The organism is Aquimarina algiphila, assembly GCF_947494415.1.
In the GTDB taxonomy this organism is placed as follows: Bacteria; Bacteroidota; Bacteroidia; order Flavobacteriales; family Flavobacteriaceae; genus Aquimarina; species Aquimarina algiphila.
Genome location: NZ_CANLVC010000009.1, coordinates 142,713 through 159,871, shown reverse-complemented (window position 1 = coordinate 159,871; position 17,159 = coordinate 142,713). Strand labels below are relative to the sequence as shown.

The window sequence follows — 17,159 nt, the reverse complement described above, 5'->3', positions numbered from 1 at the left end:
GTTTGAGATTCTGAAATAAAATAATGCTCAAAATACGATCAATTGTTTTATAGTACTCTGTCAATGATTTTTTTATTTATCGTGACTTCATCAAAACATTTTTCAGCCCAATCTTTTGACATACGTTTTTTTGCGAATTCACCATATCTAAAATCCGTCCATTTTATGTTTTTCTTTTGTTTTATTTTTTCCAAATTTTTATGTGAAATAAAAGATTGAGCTCGGTAATAAATCGTCTTATATTGTCCTTGATGCTCTGTTCTTTTTATTAAGCGTAGATAAAGGTATGGCGTTCTAACAAGAAGAATATATCCCATTATTGTAGTTACTATAAAAACACCTAAACCGTAGAAAGTCCAAACTGCGTTTATGATTAATGAAATCATCATTAAGCCAAGAAGATATACAAAAAAACTCAAGCCAAGAGCATTTATTTCTCTTGGAGACATATTATGTTTTTCCATAAATCGAATATAAAATTCAGGTTTCCATATAGCTTTTCTAACTTCGGACACTACAATTTCATCCACTTCTTTCTCGACTGTTAATTGATCAAAAAATAACTCAGCTTCTTTTTTTGTTAATTTATTCGAACTAATATATCTCCATTTTATACTTTTTTTACCTACTATTTTTTCTGGCTTTTTGTTAGAAATACATGATTGGACCATATAATATACCTCTTCTTCTTTACCAAGCTGTTCTGTTCTTTCAATGATCCTATAATAACGATGATAATATGTAGTATATAATTTAAACGATGCTGATACTACTACTATAGAGATTCCTAAAACAAATAAGGTCCATGGACCAAAAAGAGCTGTTGCTAAAGAAGTAAGAAATAAAATCACCAATGGGATAAAAATGATTAGTTTTTCAAAATTCCTCACATGTTCACGAATAGTATTGTCATATCTAAAGAGTTTATGTATTGACTTTCCAATCCGTTGTGTTTCTTTCATTCTATTTTTCTATACTAACCGAGGCTATTATTTCCGAAGATAGGTTTTTCTGAAGATCAATTATCTTTGAAGAATCATAAAATCTCATCAATAACTTTTTTTTCTGTGGTTTCCCCATTAAAATAATACTCTGCATTTTCTCTGGAAAGATCTCGTCTAAATTCGTTGTGTTTGTAATATTTCCATTTTATATTTTTATCATCTTCTATTTTTTCTAATCCTTTTCTGGAAATAAACGATTGCATATAGTATGATGTTTTTTTATACCGCCCTTGACTCTCTTTTCTTTCGACCAATCTAAGATAGCGATGGTTTTTTCTAATATAAAGTACACATACTACTATAATACTTAATATAACGATTCCTAAAATACTAAAGGTTTGTAAAGGGGCTAAAGGAAACCTCGTCAAGAAAAGTAATCCTTTAAAAAAAAGAAAGAATGATAATATCCCAAGTAATATACCTGGAACTATTATTTCTTTAATATGTAGATTATTTTTTTCTAAAAATTTCTGTCGGAATCCAGGTTTATAAATCGATTTTTTAACCCGAGAGATTACAAGGTCATCTACTTTATTTTTAATTGTTTTTTGGTCAAAAAAAAGTTCAGCTTTTCTTCTCTCAGAAGGATCTTCTCCATTAGAAGAATAAAACGACTCTACATCTGTCCATTTTATGTTCTTATCAAGGACTATTTTTTCTGGTTTTTTGTATGAAATATAGGATTGAACAATATAATATACAGCTTCTTCATTTTGACCTTTCTGTTCTGTTCTTTTTATAATTCGATAATACCGATGATATAGATTGTTATACAACTTAAACAAGAATATTACTACTATTATAGATATCCCAAAAATTGGTAAGAACCAAGCGGTAATGCTTAAATGCATTATTACCGAACAAATTAAAAGTGGTATCATCATAAAGAATACCATTTCTAAATTTTCTGCATGACTATTAATCGTATTGTCATACCGATAAGGTTTATATATTGATTTCCTAATCAGAGGGGGTTCTTTCATTTTTTTCTATAATATAACAATCAAGAGTTAAATATCAGTATTGTTTATTTAAAAGTAAAAAAATATTCGATCAAAATAGCATCTCCATAAATTGTATCGGTTCAATAAATCTGGCGTCAAATAAAATAAAGCTATTTTTATATTTTAAAACATTGGTGATTAGTTTTTTAGCTGATCTAAAAAGCAAAACACAATAAATAAAACATGTTATGATTTTAAAAAGAGGTCATTATTTAGCTCCTAACTATCAAACCTATGATTTTAATGATTTTCTAGTGGGTACAACAAAATATGAAGCCCCGGTAGAAACCGGAGTTTGGCATTCTCATGAAAAGCCAGTCATTAGTTTTGTGCTCTACGGGGGTAATAAAGAATATCGCAAAGGTAAAGAGATCGAAAGATTAGAAGGAGCAATAAATTATTACCATGCTCATGAACTTCACAAGAATATCTATACTAAATTCCCTTCGAAACACATAAGCCTGGAAATAGATGATACTTTTTTAACAAAATATGAGCATACAGAAGAGTCTATCGAGTTAGCAGTGACAAAAAACCATGATGCTCGTTTTACTTTTATCAAATTACTCAATGAAGCCGAAATTAATGATCTACAATCCTATAGCTCAATAGAAATGTTATTATTAACTTTTCTAGAAAACTCCCTTAACTCAAAAGATGACTTATTATTTCCAAAATGGATGCTATCTATAAGAGATATTCTAAATGATAGATGGAATGAAAATATTTCTTTAAAAGAATTAAGTGATAACGTTAATGTTCATCCTACTACAATTTCGAAGAATTTTAGAACGTATTTTCAATGTACTCTAGGCGAATACTCTCGTAAACTAAAAATAGACCGTTCACTTGATTTATTAAAATCTAAACAGCATTCTCTTACAGAAATTGCATATATATGTGGTTTTTCTGACCAAAGTCATTTTACCCGTGTTTTTAAATCTATCTCTGGTTATTTACCTAAAGAATATACTAAAGTCTAAATAAATCTTGCGTTATCTCTTTTTATCATTCTTATATGTTTTGGAAATCAGAAGATGATAACTTTTATCCAAGAATGGAAAATAGTCCGTGCTCCTTTTCATCAAATCTCAGTATATGAACATCCTTAGTTTTTACTTTAAAGAACCCATTGAAAGTTGTAAATCAGGCTCTTTAAATAAAAAAAACTATTTTTAATATTTAGTGTCATGCACAAAATTAATGTTACTTCTTGCAATTTTATTGTTCTTTGATCATTCAAAACTTGCTACCAGACTTGCAAGATTAAGTTCATAGGAAGAAAAAAACATGAAATCAACAGAGATTTATAAATGGCATGGTAACATTTTAATATGTTACGACACTTACTTTTATAACACTGAAAACTATGATAATGATTTCACTAAAATCAGGGTAATATTACTATTCTTTTTAAAACTACATTTATCATCATTATCTCTATTCATATAAACATTAAAGTCAAAACAATTTAAAAAATGGATAATTATTACAAACCATCAGGAAAATTTTCTGCAACCTCATTACTTTACTTTATACTACTATCATGTACAGCATTCCCAATTCTTGGGCTTGTATATGCATACTGTATATGGTACATCCCATTCTTTTATATTAACTTTCTTATCACAGGAGCATTTGGTTTTGCTATCGGGTACCTAATCAATGTTTTTGTTATCGGAAAAGGAAAAGTTAGAAATACAATGCTTGCAGTTATCCTAGGAATATTAGGCGGACTTATTGCAATGTATTTTCACTGGTCGGTTTGGACTGATCTGGTTATCAACTCTGGTGAAAGCTATGGGACATCACGAATAGGTATTACTGTAAGTAATATAAAATTTTTACAAGTTTTCACTCTAGTAACACAACCTGATGTTTTATTTAGTTTAATTGGAGAGATTAATGAAGTTGGAGTCTGGGGAATTCGTAATGCAACTGTAAGTGGAGTTTTTTTAACGATCATTTGGATCATCGAATTATTAGCAGTAATTGGTATTAGTACATTAACATCATTTCCTAAAGCCGGAGAGCCCTTTTGCGAAACCAATAATAACTGGTTTAAAGAAAGTGTTTTACCTGCTTTTAATCATATCCCTGAAACCTCTAAAATGATTGCAGATCTGGAAAAAGGAGATCAGAGTGCCTTTAATGAATTAGCACCTTCTTCTAATATAGAACAAGATCATAGTGTATTTACATTATATACATCTGATCAAAACAAATGTTATCTTTCTATTGAAAACAAAAAAGCCAAAAGAGATAATAAAGGAAAACTTAGCTTTGATACCGATACTTTTATCGAATATATTTCTTTAAATACTACTCTTAAAGATATATTACTAGCGAAATAAGTTATCAAGAGAGGTATAGAAATTTGATATTTCTATACCTCTTGTTCTAAAAAATGGGAAATAAATCGAGAAAGGTTTTAACATTAAATTGTAAATAAACAGGAATGTTCCTTTTATTTTTGAGCATGATCAATTTAAATTGATGATTCTAATCAATGCATAACAAATGATCCTGCACAAACTAATTTTATTTGCTCTTATTATTGTTTCATGTAATGCCTTAGCACAACAAAAGCATACAGAACCTACCTCTCCATATTGGGAAATCACGAATAGAAAAAGTATTGTTTGGGATATAACTAAAGAAAAAAGGCTTCCCCATAAGGAAAATATAGAAATGGCAGGCAAAAATGTAGCTTCCATTATCTACTACAAAATTGACGAAAACAAAAAATTATCTATTACAAAAGATGTTATCTTCCCTCAACTTAGAACATATAATAAGTCAAATGAACCTGACTGGAAGAAATATAGAGCGTATTTCAGAAAAAGCATCTCAGATCAAATCGCTCCTTCTATTGCCTATAAAAACAAAATTATAGTCCCATCTACAGTAGATTCTGTTGAAATTGGTGGCATGCTTACTTTTTATCACACCCCAGTAGAAGACTTACAAATTATAAAGACGATATACCCATCTATGGAGGACAGGTATATTGTAGAACGATGGGAAATAAAAAATGTTAGTCAGGTCATCAAAGAATTATCTATTTCGAATTGTAAATTAAAACAAAGTGAAGTCGGTTATAAAGGTGAGTATACTTTTGAGATGTTTAGTGATGCTTCAGAACAACTTAACTTATCTCCTGGCACATCTTATAGTTTCCCTGTGTATTATGGAGCTACTCTAAATAAAGAAAAAACCATAAATTTTGATTTTAGAAAAGCAGAGCAACAGAGAAAAGATTTTCTGTCTACAATGCAAAACAATCTTGTCTTAGAAACTCCTGACAAAACAATTAATACGCTTTTCTATTTTTCAAAAATACGAGCTTCAGAAAGCATATTTAACTCCTCTATGGGACTTGTACATTCTCCGGGAGGTGGAAACTATTATGTTGGTATTTGGGCCAATGACCAAGTAGAATATAGTGGCCCTTTTTTTCCTTACTTAGGATATCAAACAGGAAATATAGCGGCCTATAATACTTATATTCATTTTCAGAAAAATATACCCGCAGATACTGCTGCAATTGCATATGCTTTTGAAGTTGATGGAAATTTTGAGATGGATCATCTTGATCGTGGTGATGCTGCAATGATTGCCTATGGAGCATCGCATTATGCATTGGCTTCTGGTAATCAAAAAACAGCCAGCGAATTATGGCCTTTAATTTCCTGGAGTTTAGAATACTGCCATAACCATAGAAATGCATCTGGTGCAGTACTATCAGAGTCTGATGAAATGGAAGGACGAATAGCAACTGGTACTGCAAATTTATCCACCTCTACATTGTATTATGGAGGATTAAAATATGGTATTCGTCTAGCTGAAGAGCAAAACATGAAAGATTTAGCAAAAACCTATAAAGCTCGTTTGTCGGCAATGAAAAATGTCATCAACGACTATTTTGGTGCTACATTAGAAGGTCTTGAGACCTATAAATATTTTGATGAAAACAAACATCTACGACATTGGATGTGCCTTCCTTTAAGTATGGGGATTACCTCTCGAAAAAAAGGAACTATAGATGCTCTATTAGGTAAGTTATGGACAGAAAATGGTGTTTTGGTAGAATTTAAGCATGAGACTAATACTGACTCTACTACTTTCTGGGATAGAGCTACATTATATGCCTTACAAGGAGTCATGAAAGTGGGTGAGACCGATAGAGGTTTTAAAAAATTAAGGAGTTTTTCAGAAAAACGACTATTAGGTGACCATGTGCCTTACGTTGTAGAAGCATATCCTGAAAATAATATGAAGCATCTCTCTGCCGAAAGTGCTTTGTATTGTAGGATTATTACCGAAGGGTTATTGGGATTAGAACCTTTAGGTTTCAACAAAATAAAAATCACCCCGTCTTTGCCAAAGACATGGGATCATCTTAAACTACAAGACATTGCATTATTTGGACAAAAAACAGATATTCTACTGTCTCGAGACCTTAAAAGATTAAGATTAAAAGTTATATGTAATGAAAAAATCATTTTTGACGAAAGTATAAAACCTAATACTGAACTCTCTATAATATTACCTGCCAAAAATTAACAGTGTTATGAAGATTTTTGATGCTCATTTTCATATTATCAATCCAGACTTTCCATTAGTAGAAAATAATGGGTATTTACCTCCTGCTTTTACTGTCGAAAATTACAAACAACAAACTAAAGAATTTAATAGTGTTGGTGGTGCAATTGTATCTGGTTCTTTTCAAGCTTTTGATCAGGAATATCTCATACACGCACTTCAGAAAGTAGGTAATAACTATGTAGGTGTTGCAAATATTCCTTTTAATCTTGCTGATGAAGAATTAAGGAGATTACAAAACTCGAATATTGTTGCTGTTCGATTTAACCTTAAAAGAGGTGGTTCTGAAACTATAGATAAATTGCCACAATTGTCAAACAAGCTCTTTGACGATTATGGATGGCATACCGAACTCTATGTAGATGCTAAAAATCTTAAGGAATTAAACCCTCTACTATCAAAAATTCAAAAATTCTCTATTGATCATCTTGGTTTATCCAAGGAGGGATTACCAGAACTATATGCATGGGTAGAAAAAGGAGTTCGGGTAAAAGCAACTGGGTTTGGACGAGTTAATTTTAACCCTATTCCTGTCATGAGACAGATTTATGATATCAACCCTAAAGCATTATTGTTTGGGACTGACTTACCATCAACAAGAGCAAAAATACCATTCTCTCAAAAAGACATCAATATCATAATAGACAATTTCTCGATGTCAGAACAGGAAAATATTTTTTATAAAAATGCTCAACAATGGTATAATAAATCCAGACATTTTTAAAATATTATGAATTGCTGACATACCGTTGTCATTATCCCATTTTACTTTTACATCAAACCAAATAATGGATCATAATGGCAGAATTGCTTAAAAATATTTACACTCGCGAGTTTTTTGAAACCTTTACAAATTCACTTCAAAAAATAGTTCCAAATTTTAATACCTCTTCTTTCTTTAAACATATTTTCAATACCGAATGGGAACATAAAGAATTAAAACAACGCATGAGACATATTGTGATTGCTTTACAACATCATCTCTCACCCGAATACTCTAAAAATGTAACTACGATTATTCAGGTCATTGATCAACTTCAAAAAGACGGTGTTAAAGAGAATAGTTTAGAATACATGTTTTTTCCTGATTTTATAGAATATTATGGTATTTGTGAGTACGATATTTCTATAGCTGCAATTGAGAAAATCACCCAGTTTACAAGCTGTGAATTTGCTATTCGCCCTTTTATCTTAACATTTCCAAATAAAGGAATACAACAAATGATAACATGGTCTCAGCACAAACATCCTATGGTACGAAGATTATCCTCTGAAGGGTGCAGACCCCGATTACCTTGGGCTATGGCACTTCCATTTCTAAAAAAAGACCCTACTCAAATCCTTCCGATTTTAAAACGTTTAAAAAATGATGAGTCCGAATCTGTTCGAAGAAGTGTAGCCAATAATCTAAATGACATTTCAAAAGATAATCCAGATATCGTTATTAACCTTGCATATAACTGGTATAGTAAATCAAAAAACACCGATTGGTTAGTTAAACATGCCTGTAGAACCTTACTAAAACAGGGAAATATAAAAACAATGAAACTATTTGGATATGGAGCCATTCATAATATCAAAATAGAAGATTTAAAGATTCATACTCCAAAGGTGAAAATAGGGAGCGTACTAGATTTTACATTTGAGCTTCATAATATTGGTAATTCATCATCCAAATTACGATTAGAATATGGTTTATATTATCAAAAAGCAAATGGGAGCTTATCTAAAAAAGTTTTTAAAATAAGTGAAAAAATATATCCTGCAAAATCATCAACAGTAATCGATAGAAAACAATCTTTTAAAGTAATTACCACCCGAAAATTTCATATAGGGTTGCATCGATTATCAATCATTATTAATGGTCATGAATTAGAAAAATACGATTTTGAACTTATTATGTAAGAGATCGTTTATCAAAATCATAACTCAACAATCTGACAAAATCATAATTCTGTCAGACGATTTCATCATTTAAAAAGGTTTTCAAAATCATTAATCGTTACTTAGCTTTTTAGGTATTAATATTAGTGAAAATCGAGATTGTGAAAAAAAGGATATTCTATTTTTTTAAAAGGCTTTTAATTGTAATTTTTTTGGGAATTACAATCATCATTGTAGCCATATTATGGCCTTTACCAAAACTTAAAGTCCCTCAGGAACATAATGTTATACTAATCAAATCTATCAATATCATTGATGTAAAAACAGGAGCCGTTATTCCTGATTACGATATACTTATCAAAAAGAATATCATTACCAGGATTGACAGTATAATACACCCCAGGCAACAATACTTTATAATTGACGGAACAGATAAATATATCATCCCCGGATTATGGAATATGCATACTCATTCTACACAACATTCGGCGTGGTTACATCATCCACTTTATATTGCTAATGGAGTCACTGGTATCAGAGATATGTCTGGACAGCTTAACAAAAAAGATAGTTATTGGGCTGGTACCAAAGAACGTTTACAGTGGAACAAAGAATTAGCACAACACACTCGAATTACTCCTAGATATGTACTGCAAAGCAGTTATCAAATGGATGGAGAATCTTCTGTCCCCAGTGATTTTCCAGAGTTTTTCAAACTAAAAGAAGAACGAGATATTAAACCTTTATTGGAGTTTTATCAAAATGAAAATACTGACTTTATTAAAGTGTATATGCAAATCCCTCCTAAATCTTATCGTAAACTTGCTCTCGAAGCTCCAAAATACGGAATGCATATTGCCGGACATAAACCTATACATATATCCCTGAAAGAAGCAATACAATTGGGACAACGTAGTTTTGAACATGGTCGCATTTTTATGTATGATTGTTTTCCTGGAGCGGATAGTTTAAGAACTTTGAAAACCTGGAAAGCCTTTTACACAAAATCAAAGCCTTTAATGGTTTCAGATTTTAACAAAGAAAAAGCAATACGACTTATGAACCTTATGAAAGAAAAGAATGCACATTGGGTTCCAACATTACAAACTCTTAAATCTGATGCATTCGCTCATGTTTCAACATTTACAGATGATCCAAACGTAAAATATGTTCCTACACTAAAACGAAAATTATGGTGGAATCCGGGGATCAAAAAAGCAGCTAAAAAAAATAAAGCTCCAGAAAGTCAAGATGAGAATCTAAATTTTTATCGTGCTTCACAACAACATGTAAAGATGGCCCATCAACAAGGGGTTCCAATTATGGCAGGGACTGATGTAACAGATGTTAATGTTTTTGCTGGTTTTAGTTTACACACAGAACTTGAAGATTTAACAAAAAGTGGATTATCCAACCTCGAGGCTTTACAAACTGCTACAATAACTCCAGCAAAATATTGCGGATTAAAAAGTAAATATGGTACAATTGCCATCGGGAAAACCGCAGATTTGGTTATTTTAAATCAAAACCCATTAGAAAGTATAACAAATACTAAAAAGATATATGGGGTTTTATTGGATGGAATATTTTATGATGCTAATGATATAAAAGAATTGAAAGAATTTACTGCTTCCCTTGCTTCAACTTTCCACATGAATATTAAAGTGGCATTCAGTTTAATTAGTAGCCCATTAATACGTGTCCAGCTTGCAGATTAAATAAAAAAAAGCCTGTATATTAACTACACAGGCTTTTCTTTTTTTTACAGGAGTTAGGTTAGTTTGTGGACTGCATCCTCGAATAAATAAACTTAAGGGTAGTATCATCTCCCACATCGGGATCATTGTATACTACAGTAATCTCTAAGTTACCATCTTTAAGAATTGCATCAGACTTTGTAAATGATAATAAATTCTTTTTTTCATAGGAAAAATAATATCCTCCATCAGATTCTTCTTTCCATCCACCTCTGGTTTCTTCTGTGTGTTTTATACACTCTCCACCAGTACCAAAATCCTCATAATAGCTGTTCTCGACAAATTTGCGAGTCACTAGAACCTCTAGTGTTGTCAATTTTTCGCAAGGAGAAAGAGGAAATTCCTTAAAAGGCGTGTCCTCTCCTTCATTACTGAATTCTTGCTGTAATTGCCATGTGCCTATTATAGTTGCATTGGAAGTATTTGCATCATTGCTTCCGCAGGAATACATTCCAAAAAATAATACAACACTTAGCAAAGCATAAGTAGGTAATCGTTTGTTCATATGTTGTATTTCCAATTACAGATACAAAAATCAGAAAAATACTTCTGATTAACAAATAATTAACGTTAAAAAGTGCATTTTATCGATATTTAATGTTTTTTGTCGATATAAATTATAGTTCATTACACTTATGATCAATTAAATTTGTATCTATGTTCTAACTTTTTGGTTCATCATTTAATTTCGAAACTACTCACTATTAAAAACTAACTATGATTATTTTTTTCGGAACACATTCGATACGAATAAAAACATACACATACAAAGAATTAGGTCTGGATGAAAAATATAGTGGCTTAAAGTTTCAACTATATCAAAACTTCTTTTTTATATTCTTTATCCCGGTGTTTCCGATAACCAAATTTTGGAAAGTAAAAAATAGTCTTACAAATAAAGAAGTAGGTACTGATGCTGAGTTACGCACGCAACTAAATCTGGTTACAGCCAGAAAAAAAACTCCGTATTGGGCTTATACTGGTTTTTTTATACTTATTACCCCTGTTCTCTTTTTAGTTGGGTTATTGTTACTTAATCTCACTCAGGAAATAACCAGGTCTGCAGAAAAAGGAATTGAATCTATCGAAAGAAGAAAAGAAAATGATAAACTTAATGAAGAGACCATTGACCTCATTAAAAATCCCGAAGTAGGCGATCTATATCATATAAAAATGATAGAAATGATTCCGAAAAAAGACGTTAACGGAAAAAGAAAAGGTTTTAAAAAGGGAGAAAGAGAAGAGTTAGAATATGAATTAACACAATTTTCGATTGATAGTTTAACCCTAAAACTAACTAAAATTCCTAATTACTTTGCAGCAGACTTAACACTTAAAAATGATGTAAAAGTTTCTGGTAAAGATCTTATTACTATTGCAGATAGTTTTAAAACGTTATATCTGTATGAGACTATTGACGCTTCAGAAGCCGTATTTGCAATACAAAAGATTGATCGTACCGATCAATAGTTATTTTACCAAAATCCCACGTTGATCCATTACAGGAAGATCCCGAAAAGCATTTTCGTTAATCGTATTTTTTCTAAAAACGTATTTTTTATCATATAACTTACTCTCTACAAAGAATGTGACCGAAAATTCATTATTCATTTCTAGAAGTTCCTCCTGAAGCATTTCAATTTTGGCAGAAGATTTAGCTTCTATAGTTCCTATGCCATGTCTCAACATAGAAGTTTTTCGTTTATCATCATATCCTTTGGTAACCACTAATACCATTTCTATAGTAGTATCCAAATCATTAATAATATAAGAATTCCAGCTTTTTACCAAAAATTCTTCATCCCATTCTTTGACCACGGCTATATATACACCTGTTACAACTGGTATTTCTATGTCTTCCTTCATGATTAAAAGCCGATTATACTATAATGCAGATTTAAACTGTTCTAAGAAGCGAATATCATTTTCGCTAAGCATACGAATATCTGAAATCCCATATAACAATAATGCTATACGATCAATTCCCATTCCAAAAGCAAAACCGCTATACTCTTCTGGATCAATACCACAATTCTTAAGTACATTAGGATCCACCATTCCGCAACCCATAATTTCTAACCAACCTGTCCCTTTGGTCATTTTATAATCGGTTTCGGTTTCTAACCCCCAATATACATCTACCTCTGCACTGGGTTCGGTAAATGGGAAATAGGATGGTCGTAACCTGATCTTAGATTTACCAAACATCTCGGTGGTAAAATACTGTAAGGTTTGCTTTAAGTCTGCAAACGATACATCTTTATCAATATACAATCCTTCTACTTGATGGAAAAAACAATGCGATCTTGCAGAAATTGCCTCATTACGATATACTCTTCCTGGTGAGATTGTTCTGATCGGTGGTTTATTATTTTCCATATATCGTACTTGAACAGATGAAGTATGTGTTCTTAGCAAAATATCTGGATCTGTTTGAATAAAAAATGTATCCTGCATATCACGAGCAGGGTGATACTCTGGCAAATTTAAAGCTGTAAAATTATGCCAGTCATCTTCTATTTCTGGTCCTTCACTTACATTAAATCCGATACGAGAGAAAATATCAATAATTTGATTTTTCACCAAAGAAATAGGATGACGCGATCCAACATTAATAGGCTCTGCTGGTCGTGTAAGATCTCCATAAATCCCCTTTTCTTGTTCATTAGATTCTAATTCATCTTTCAGAGATTTCACCTTACCTTCTGCAGCTACCTTAAGTGCATTAATTGCCTGTCCAAATTCTCTTTTCTGATCGCTGGCTACATTTCTGAATTCTGAAAAAAATTCATTAATCAGTCCTTTTTTACCAGAAAATTTAATTCTAAATGCCTCTACATCTTCTTTGGTTTTGGCTTTGAATGCATCTACCTCTGCTATATACTCTTTAATCTTGTCTATCATCACTATTTTCTTAATAGAAGGGCAAATTTACGTAATTTAGGTTAAGTTAGGATAGCACATTCAGCTATTTTGATCTCTATTCTTTTTCAAATACAAAAAGTGTCCATTTCAGAACACTTTTTAACATTAAAAGTTTAGTAATCCTTTGTTTCTTAAACTACTAGATAGAAAAAGAAAAAACATATCCCAGCCCTTCTTTTTGAGGCTCTAAAACTAAATTTTACAGAAAAATATGATTAACTCTAATCTATATCGATTATTTATAACCCTAGGTGGTCCATTTTATTCTTTTCGTATCTACTATCTTCTGCTGGATATCTTAAAATTTCTTCAAAATCCCCAGAATCTTTTGCTAATGCCCAGATTAGACTTTCACCTGCATGATTTGGGCTTTTATTAAAAATTGGATCTTTATATGCTTCTTCTGCAGGGATTATATTCCATCCTTTTTCTTTAAACATTTGTATTAAATCATCTAGAAATAATGCTGCGGTTAAATTATGATGCAATAGTAATGTATGATTAATATGTCTACCAGTCATTTTATAAGAAAGGTTTTCATAAAACGTGGCTCTTTCGAAAATATGCTGGAGATAAAAATTTTTGAACCCTTCTATATTTGCATCAGAATTTTCTTTTAGTCTCTTTCTTAATCGACTATCAATATACCAATCGGAAGCATCTATAGTAACATGCCCGTTTTTATATTTTTTTTCTTTCAAAAATTGACGAATACTATCTACTTTTCCTTGAGTATTCCCTTCCTTTAAATATGGAAATCTAAATAGCCTGATATAGTTGCTATAACTATTAATCACTTCATCAGTTCTGATTAATTCTTGAGAAAAATCATTAAAACTAACCTTCTCACTATTATAGTATGGATGTGTATATGTATGGTTTCCTATCCTATGTCCTTTTTCATTCCAGCTATTTAATAAAAATTTTCCATTTTCATCTATTTTATTCTTTCCTGTTACAAAGAAAATTGTCTTGATATTTGCTTTTTCAAGATGACCCAGTAACATCGCATTCCAATCTTTAAAAGAATATTCACATCGATCTTCTGTAATACCATCGTCAAAAGTAAAACTTATCGTAGGTTGCGATATCATCTTTATAGAGATCAATAAGATGATAAATAAAAGTATGTTTTTCACTAGTCTTAAATTATGAAGAATTATTAATTTTATTGAAAGCTTATTTTAGTTCTTCACCAACATATCCTTTTGTATTATTTGTTCTCCCTGAAACTCAAATCTATCTTCTATAGAAAAAACGGTACCTGCTTCATTTATTTCACATGAATAATAAGGTTCTTCATCACCTTCTGTAATACTATATTTATTGTTTCCAAGGTTTTTCCATGTACCAACAGCTTCGTGCGAGAACTCACAGCTATTATTTGCAATCCTATGAAAAGTAGATTTTAAAGTTCCGTCTGCCAAAAAGACGACAGTATTTGTTTTGAAACAATCATCCAACTCAGTTGTTGATCCATTTTGAACCCGTTCAGAAAGTGTCCATTTTCCTATAATGAGGTCTTGAGATCCTGCATCGTCGTCGTCAGAGCTACAGGAAACAAAAAGCGTAAAAAAAATTGCTATACTTACTAGAGTAAAATTTTTCATGAATTTATATTGATTTTGTGGTTGATATGTGCATTGGTTATTTTATAGACAGAGGATAATTATTATATTTTTAATTCCATTTCATATTGGTCTACTGTGTTTTTAAGACCTATAGCATTTAAATACTTTAGTTTATTATCAAGTCTGTCATCTACATTATTAATTTTTACGGTATTTGAAATAGCCTTAATTCCTGAAAATAAACGATCCCAACTCGACTGATTTTCACATAAAACATCAAACTGAGCCAAATAACCGTTAGAGGAGTTAATAATAAAATAGGATTCTGGAATATTATCTTTTATAATTTGAATGTAACGATAATCTCCATTTTTGATTGAATTTTTATGATTATCCCAAGAATAGAATTCTTGATGGGGTATACTGTCCCAATTCATTTGGTCATAGGTTATTTCTTTTAAATCAATATTACCTATATCTTGCTTTTGTAACTCTCCCTTAAAGCACTTATAATGTTTACACTTTTGAAAACCAATACTTTCATAGGATTTAATAGCAACAATATTATCTTGTATTACTTCCAAAGAACATTTGGTAATATGCTGCCGTTTTAAATCTTCAATAGCATACTTATAAATAGATTTTGCGATTCTTTTTCCTCTGTATTCAGGAAGTACTCCTGTTCCTGTATTAAAAGCGATGACTTCTCCATTTCGTTCATCAATGCCATGAATAATAAATCCAATAAGGATATCATTATCGAACATCCCATATGACAAATCATAACGAACCTTGGCATTCTTCCACCTTTTTTTATAATACTGAAAATCAGTTGGCATTTCGACAAAATAATTTTTAAACGAAGCCAGAAAGCAATTCATTATCGATTCGAATGGTACATTTTCTAAGGTTTTAACTGTCATGTATCTAATCAATTATAAGGTTTTGTTTTTTGTACTTGCACAAACAAAAATACTAGTCCTTAGATACAATTTATATTGAGATTTGTTAATCTTAGCATAATATATTACAATCCTAATTGCCTTCTTAAAATTGAATACGGTAACAATCCTCTTTTTAAAATATTTCTATGAAATTCTTTAAGGTCAAACTTTTTATTTTTTTCGAGTTCTGATTTCCATTTAAGAATTTTATTTGATCCATATTTATAGGTAATAACTTGTACAGGCCATCTTTTCATTCTATTGATTTCTCGAAAAGCAATATCATCCTGCCCCTTAATGTGCTGTTGCCAAAATTCTAAAGCCTTTTGATCACTCCAACCATAATAATTTAATCCAACGTCCAGCACGACTCTTACTGAACGGATAATATCCCATTCCCATTTTCCTAATTCATCATATATATTTTGATACGCTCCTATTTCATTACCTAATTCTTCTATATATGCAGCCCATCCTTCTCCGACTCCTCTATATCTAAATATCTTTTGTATTTCAGAACGTGATGTAGATGACTCAACCATGATTTGATAATGATGCCCTGGCATTGCTTCATGAATATATAACCATCCCACCTGTCTTTTATTAAAAGGAGTATTGAAATAATTATAATAAAAAGTACCCTCACTATAAAAACCAGGTACTTGAGATAAATTTTTATTAGTGCCACGTTTTATGCTTACTTCTGGTACATTATCCAAAAACGGAAACAATTCTGGTAATTTCTTTGATACTTGCTTTTTGACTTCCAAAAAGCGCTGTTGAATAGTATCAATATTGGTATAAAAAAATGTAGAGTCCTTGATATACGTACTAAAAGTAAGGCTATCTATACCAGATTTAACTTGTATAGCTTTCATCCTGGATGTAACCTTTGCTATTTCTTTTATTCCCAGAGCATAAATTTCCTCTGGCGTTGTTTCCTTGTCTACCCATTTTTTTAAGAAATATGCATACCACTCTTTTCCATAAGGGACATCGAATATTTTGGTTTCAGGAATACTATCTTCTTCTCTATTCAACCATTTTTTCTCAATATCTATTCTATGACGATTAAGTTGACATTCATAAAGCATCAAATCATAATCCAATTTAGCATGATCTGGCAATTGATTTTTATTTATTTTTTGAAGTGTATGTTCTAAAGCACTAAACATTGCTTCTTGTGCATGAACGGATTTCTGGCTTTTAATATTTTTAATATTATCTACAAAGGAAAGTTGAAGTGAAGGAAGATTAAATTTCTTGTAATCCTTTATGAATTTATTGGTAATCTCATCCCATTCAGCAGATTGACCGTCAACTTTATATTGACAACCCAATAAAATAACTGCACATACTAAACCTATAATTTTTATAGAAAAATTATCTCCTTTCAAACTATTTTTTTGATTTTTCAAACCTATTTCTTTAATCACAAGAATAAGATGAATATTCTAATATGATT

Annotated in this window: 16 protein-coding genes; 7 read left to right on the top strand and 9 right to left on the bottom strand. The window is 31.0% G+C overall.

Going from position 1 to position 17,159, the window contains the following annotated elements:
* Positions 1 to 47: 47 nt before the first annotated feature.
* On the bottom strand, positions 48 to 962 hold the full coding sequence (locus PQF96_RS22195; protein ID WP_271768453.1) for a hypothetical protein: 915 nt from the start codon (positions 960 to 962) through the stop codon (positions 48 to 50).
* Between the two features lie 74 nt (positions 963 to 1,036).
* Positions 1,037 to 1,987, bottom strand: a complete 951-nt coding sequence (locus tag PQF96_RS22190; protein ID WP_271768450.1) for a hypothetical protein — start codon at positions 1,985 to 1,987, stop codon at positions 1,037 to 1,039.
* Between the two features lie 209 nt (positions 1,988 to 2,196).
* On the opposite strand from PQF96_RS22190, the gene PQF96_RS22185 reads away from it, so the two are divergent.
* The 6 genes from PQF96_RS22185 to PQF96_RS22160 all read left to right on the top strand — a co-directional run bounded on the left by PQF96_RS22185 (position 2,197) and on the right by PQF96_RS22160 (position 10,215).
* Complete coding sequence (locus PQF96_RS22185; protein ID WP_271768447.1) at positions 2,197 to 2,991, top strand: helix-turn-helix transcriptional regulator; 795 nt, start codon at positions 2,197 to 2,199, stop codon at positions 2,989 to 2,991.
* A 495-nt stretch (positions 2,992 to 3,486) separates the two neighbouring features.
* Positions 3,487 to 4,362 carry a hypothetical protein gene (locus tag PQF96_RS22180; protein WP_271768445.1) on the top strand — a complete coding sequence of 292 codons (876 nt, stop codon included), beginning with the start codon at positions 3,487 to 3,489 and terminating at the stop codon, positions 4,360 to 4,362.
* A 166-nt stretch (positions 4,363 to 4,528) separates the two neighbouring features.
* Positions 4,529 to 6,574, top strand: coding sequence for a six-hairpin glycosidase-like protein (locus tag PQF96_RS22175; RefSeq protein WP_271768443.1), 2,046 nt, complete (start codon positions 4,529 to 4,531; stop codon positions 6,572 to 6,574).
* A 7-nt stretch (positions 6,575 to 6,581) separates the two neighbouring features.
* Positions 6,582 to 7,337 (top strand): amidohydrolase family protein, encoded by a 756-nt coding sequence (locus PQF96_RS22170; protein ID WP_143918526.1) that lies wholly within the window; start codon positions 6,582 to 6,584, stop codon positions 7,335 to 7,337.
* A 74-nt stretch (positions 7,338 to 7,411) separates the two neighbouring features.
* Positions 7,412 to 8,518: a DNA alkylation repair protein gene (locus PQF96_RS22165; protein ID WP_109436090.1), complete on the top strand. Its 1,107-nt coding sequence runs from the start codon at positions 7,412 to 7,414 to the stop codon at positions 8,516 to 8,518.
* 191 nt (positions 8,519 to 8,709) lie between these two features.
* Entirely contained in the window at positions 8,710 to 10,215 is a 1,506-nt protein-coding gene (locus tag PQF96_RS22160) for an amidohydrolase family protein (RefSeq protein WP_271768440.1), read from the top strand.
* A gap of 58 nt (positions 10,216 to 10,273) precedes the next feature.
* On the opposite strand, the gene PQF96_RS22155 is transcribed toward PQF96_RS22160, so the two are convergent.
* Positions 10,274 to 10,759 carry a hypothetical protein gene (locus PQF96_RS22155; RefSeq protein ID WP_143918523.1) on the bottom strand — a complete coding sequence of 162 codons (486 nt, stop codon included), beginning with the start codon at positions 10,757 to 10,759 and terminating at the stop codon, positions 10,274 to 10,276.
* A 212-nt stretch (positions 10,760 to 10,971) separates the two neighbouring features.
* Here PQF96_RS22155 and PQF96_RS22150 point away from each other — a divergent pair, with 212 nt between their 5' ends.
* Positions 10,972 to 11,724, top strand: coding sequence for a hypothetical protein (locus PQF96_RS22150; protein WP_271768437.1), 753 nt, complete (start codon positions 10,972 to 10,974; stop codon positions 11,722 to 11,724).
* Here PQF96_RS22150 and PQF96_RS22145 read toward each other — a convergent pair whose 3' ends face one another.
* The 6 genes from PQF96_RS22145 to PQF96_RS22120 all read right to left on the bottom strand — a co-directional run bounded on the left by PQF96_RS22145 (position 11,725) and on the right by PQF96_RS22120 (position 17,112).
* Entirely contained in the window at positions 11,725 to 12,120 is a 396-nt protein-coding gene (locus PQF96_RS22145; protein ID WP_271768435.1) for a hypothetical protein, read from the bottom strand.
* Between the two features lie 18 nt (positions 12,121 to 12,138).
* Positions 12,139 to 13,158, bottom strand: a complete 1,020-nt coding sequence (gene pheS / locus PQF96_RS22140) for a phenylalanine--tRNA ligase subunit alpha (protein ID WP_109436095.1) — start codon at positions 13,156 to 13,158, stop codon at positions 12,139 to 12,141.
* Positions 13,159 to 13,418: 260 nt separating this feature from the next.
* Positions 13,419 to 14,318, bottom strand: a complete 900-nt coding sequence (locus tag PQF96_RS22135; RefSeq protein WP_271768432.1) for a polysaccharide deacetylase family protein — start codon at positions 14,316 to 14,318, stop codon at positions 13,419 to 13,421.
* 45 nt (positions 14,319 to 14,363) lie between these two features.
* Positions 14,364 to 14,789 carry a lipocalin-like domain-containing protein gene (locus tag PQF96_RS22130; RefSeq protein WP_143918518.1) on the bottom strand — a complete coding sequence of 142 codons (426 nt, stop codon included), beginning with the start codon at positions 14,787 to 14,789 and terminating at the stop codon, positions 14,364 to 14,366.
* A gap of 62 nt (positions 14,790 to 14,851) precedes the next feature.
* The gene (locus tag PQF96_RS22125) at positions 14,852 to 15,673 is read right to left on the bottom strand and encodes a GNAT family N-acetyltransferase (protein WP_109436098.1); all 822 of its coding nucleotides are present in this window, start codon (positions 15,671 to 15,673) and stop codon (positions 14,852 to 14,854) included.
* Between the two features lie 104 nt (positions 15,674 to 15,777).
* Positions 15,778 to 17,112: a DUF885 domain-containing protein gene (locus tag PQF96_RS22120; protein WP_271768429.1), complete on the bottom strand. Its 1,335-nt coding sequence runs from the start codon at positions 17,110 to 17,112 to the stop codon at positions 15,778 to 15,780.
* Between the last annotated feature and the right edge of the window lie 47 nt (positions 17,113 to 17,159).

Coding starts and splice junctions, on each gene's coding strand:
- PQF96_RS22195 (WP_271768453.1), bottom strand. CDS start 962: ATGAAAGAAACACAACGGATTGGAAAGTCAATACATAAACTCTTTAGA.
- PQF96_RS22130 (WP_143918518.1), bottom strand. CDS start 14,789: ATGAAAAATTTTACTCTAGTAAGTATAGCAATTTTTTTTACGCTTTTT.
- PQF96_RS22165 (WP_109436090.1), top strand. CDS start 7,412: ATGGCAGAATTGCTTAAAAATATTTACACTCGCGAGTTTTTTGAAACC.
- PQF96_RS22190 (WP_271768450.1), bottom strand. CDS start 1,987: ATGAAAGAACCCCCTCTGATTAGGAAATCAATATATAAACCTTATCGG.
- PQF96_RS22185 (WP_271768447.1), top strand. CDS start 2,197: ATGATTTTAAAAAGAGGTCATTATTTAGCTCCTAACTATCAAACCTAT.
- PQF96_RS22145 (WP_271768435.1), bottom strand. CDS start 12,120: ATGAAGGAAGACATAGAAATACCAGTTGTAACAGGTGTATATATAGCC.
- PQF96_RS22180 (WP_271768445.1), top strand. CDS start 3,487: ATGGATAATTATTACAAACCATCAGGAAAATTTTCTGCAACCTCATTA.
- PQF96_RS22155 (WP_143918523.1), bottom strand. CDS start 10,759: ATGAACAAACGATTACCTACTTATGCTTTGCTAAGTGTTGTATTATTT.
- PQF96_RS22170 (WP_143918526.1), top strand. CDS start 6,582: ATGAAGATTTTTGATGCTCATTTTCATATTATCAATCCAGACTTTCCA.
- pheS (WP_109436095.1), bottom strand. CDS start 13,158: ATGATAGACAAGATTAAAGAGTATATAGCAGAGGTAGATGCATTCAAA.
- PQF96_RS22125 (WP_109436098.1), bottom strand. CDS start 15,673: ATGACAGTTAAAACCTTAGAAAATGTACCATTCGAATCGATAATGAAT.
- PQF96_RS22150 (WP_271768437.1), top strand. CDS start 10,972: ATGATTATTTTTTTCGGAACACATTCGATACGAATAAAAACATACACA.
- PQF96_RS22175 (WP_271768443.1), top strand. CDS start 4,529: ATGATCCTGCACAAACTAATTTTATTTGCTCTTATTATTGTTTCATGT.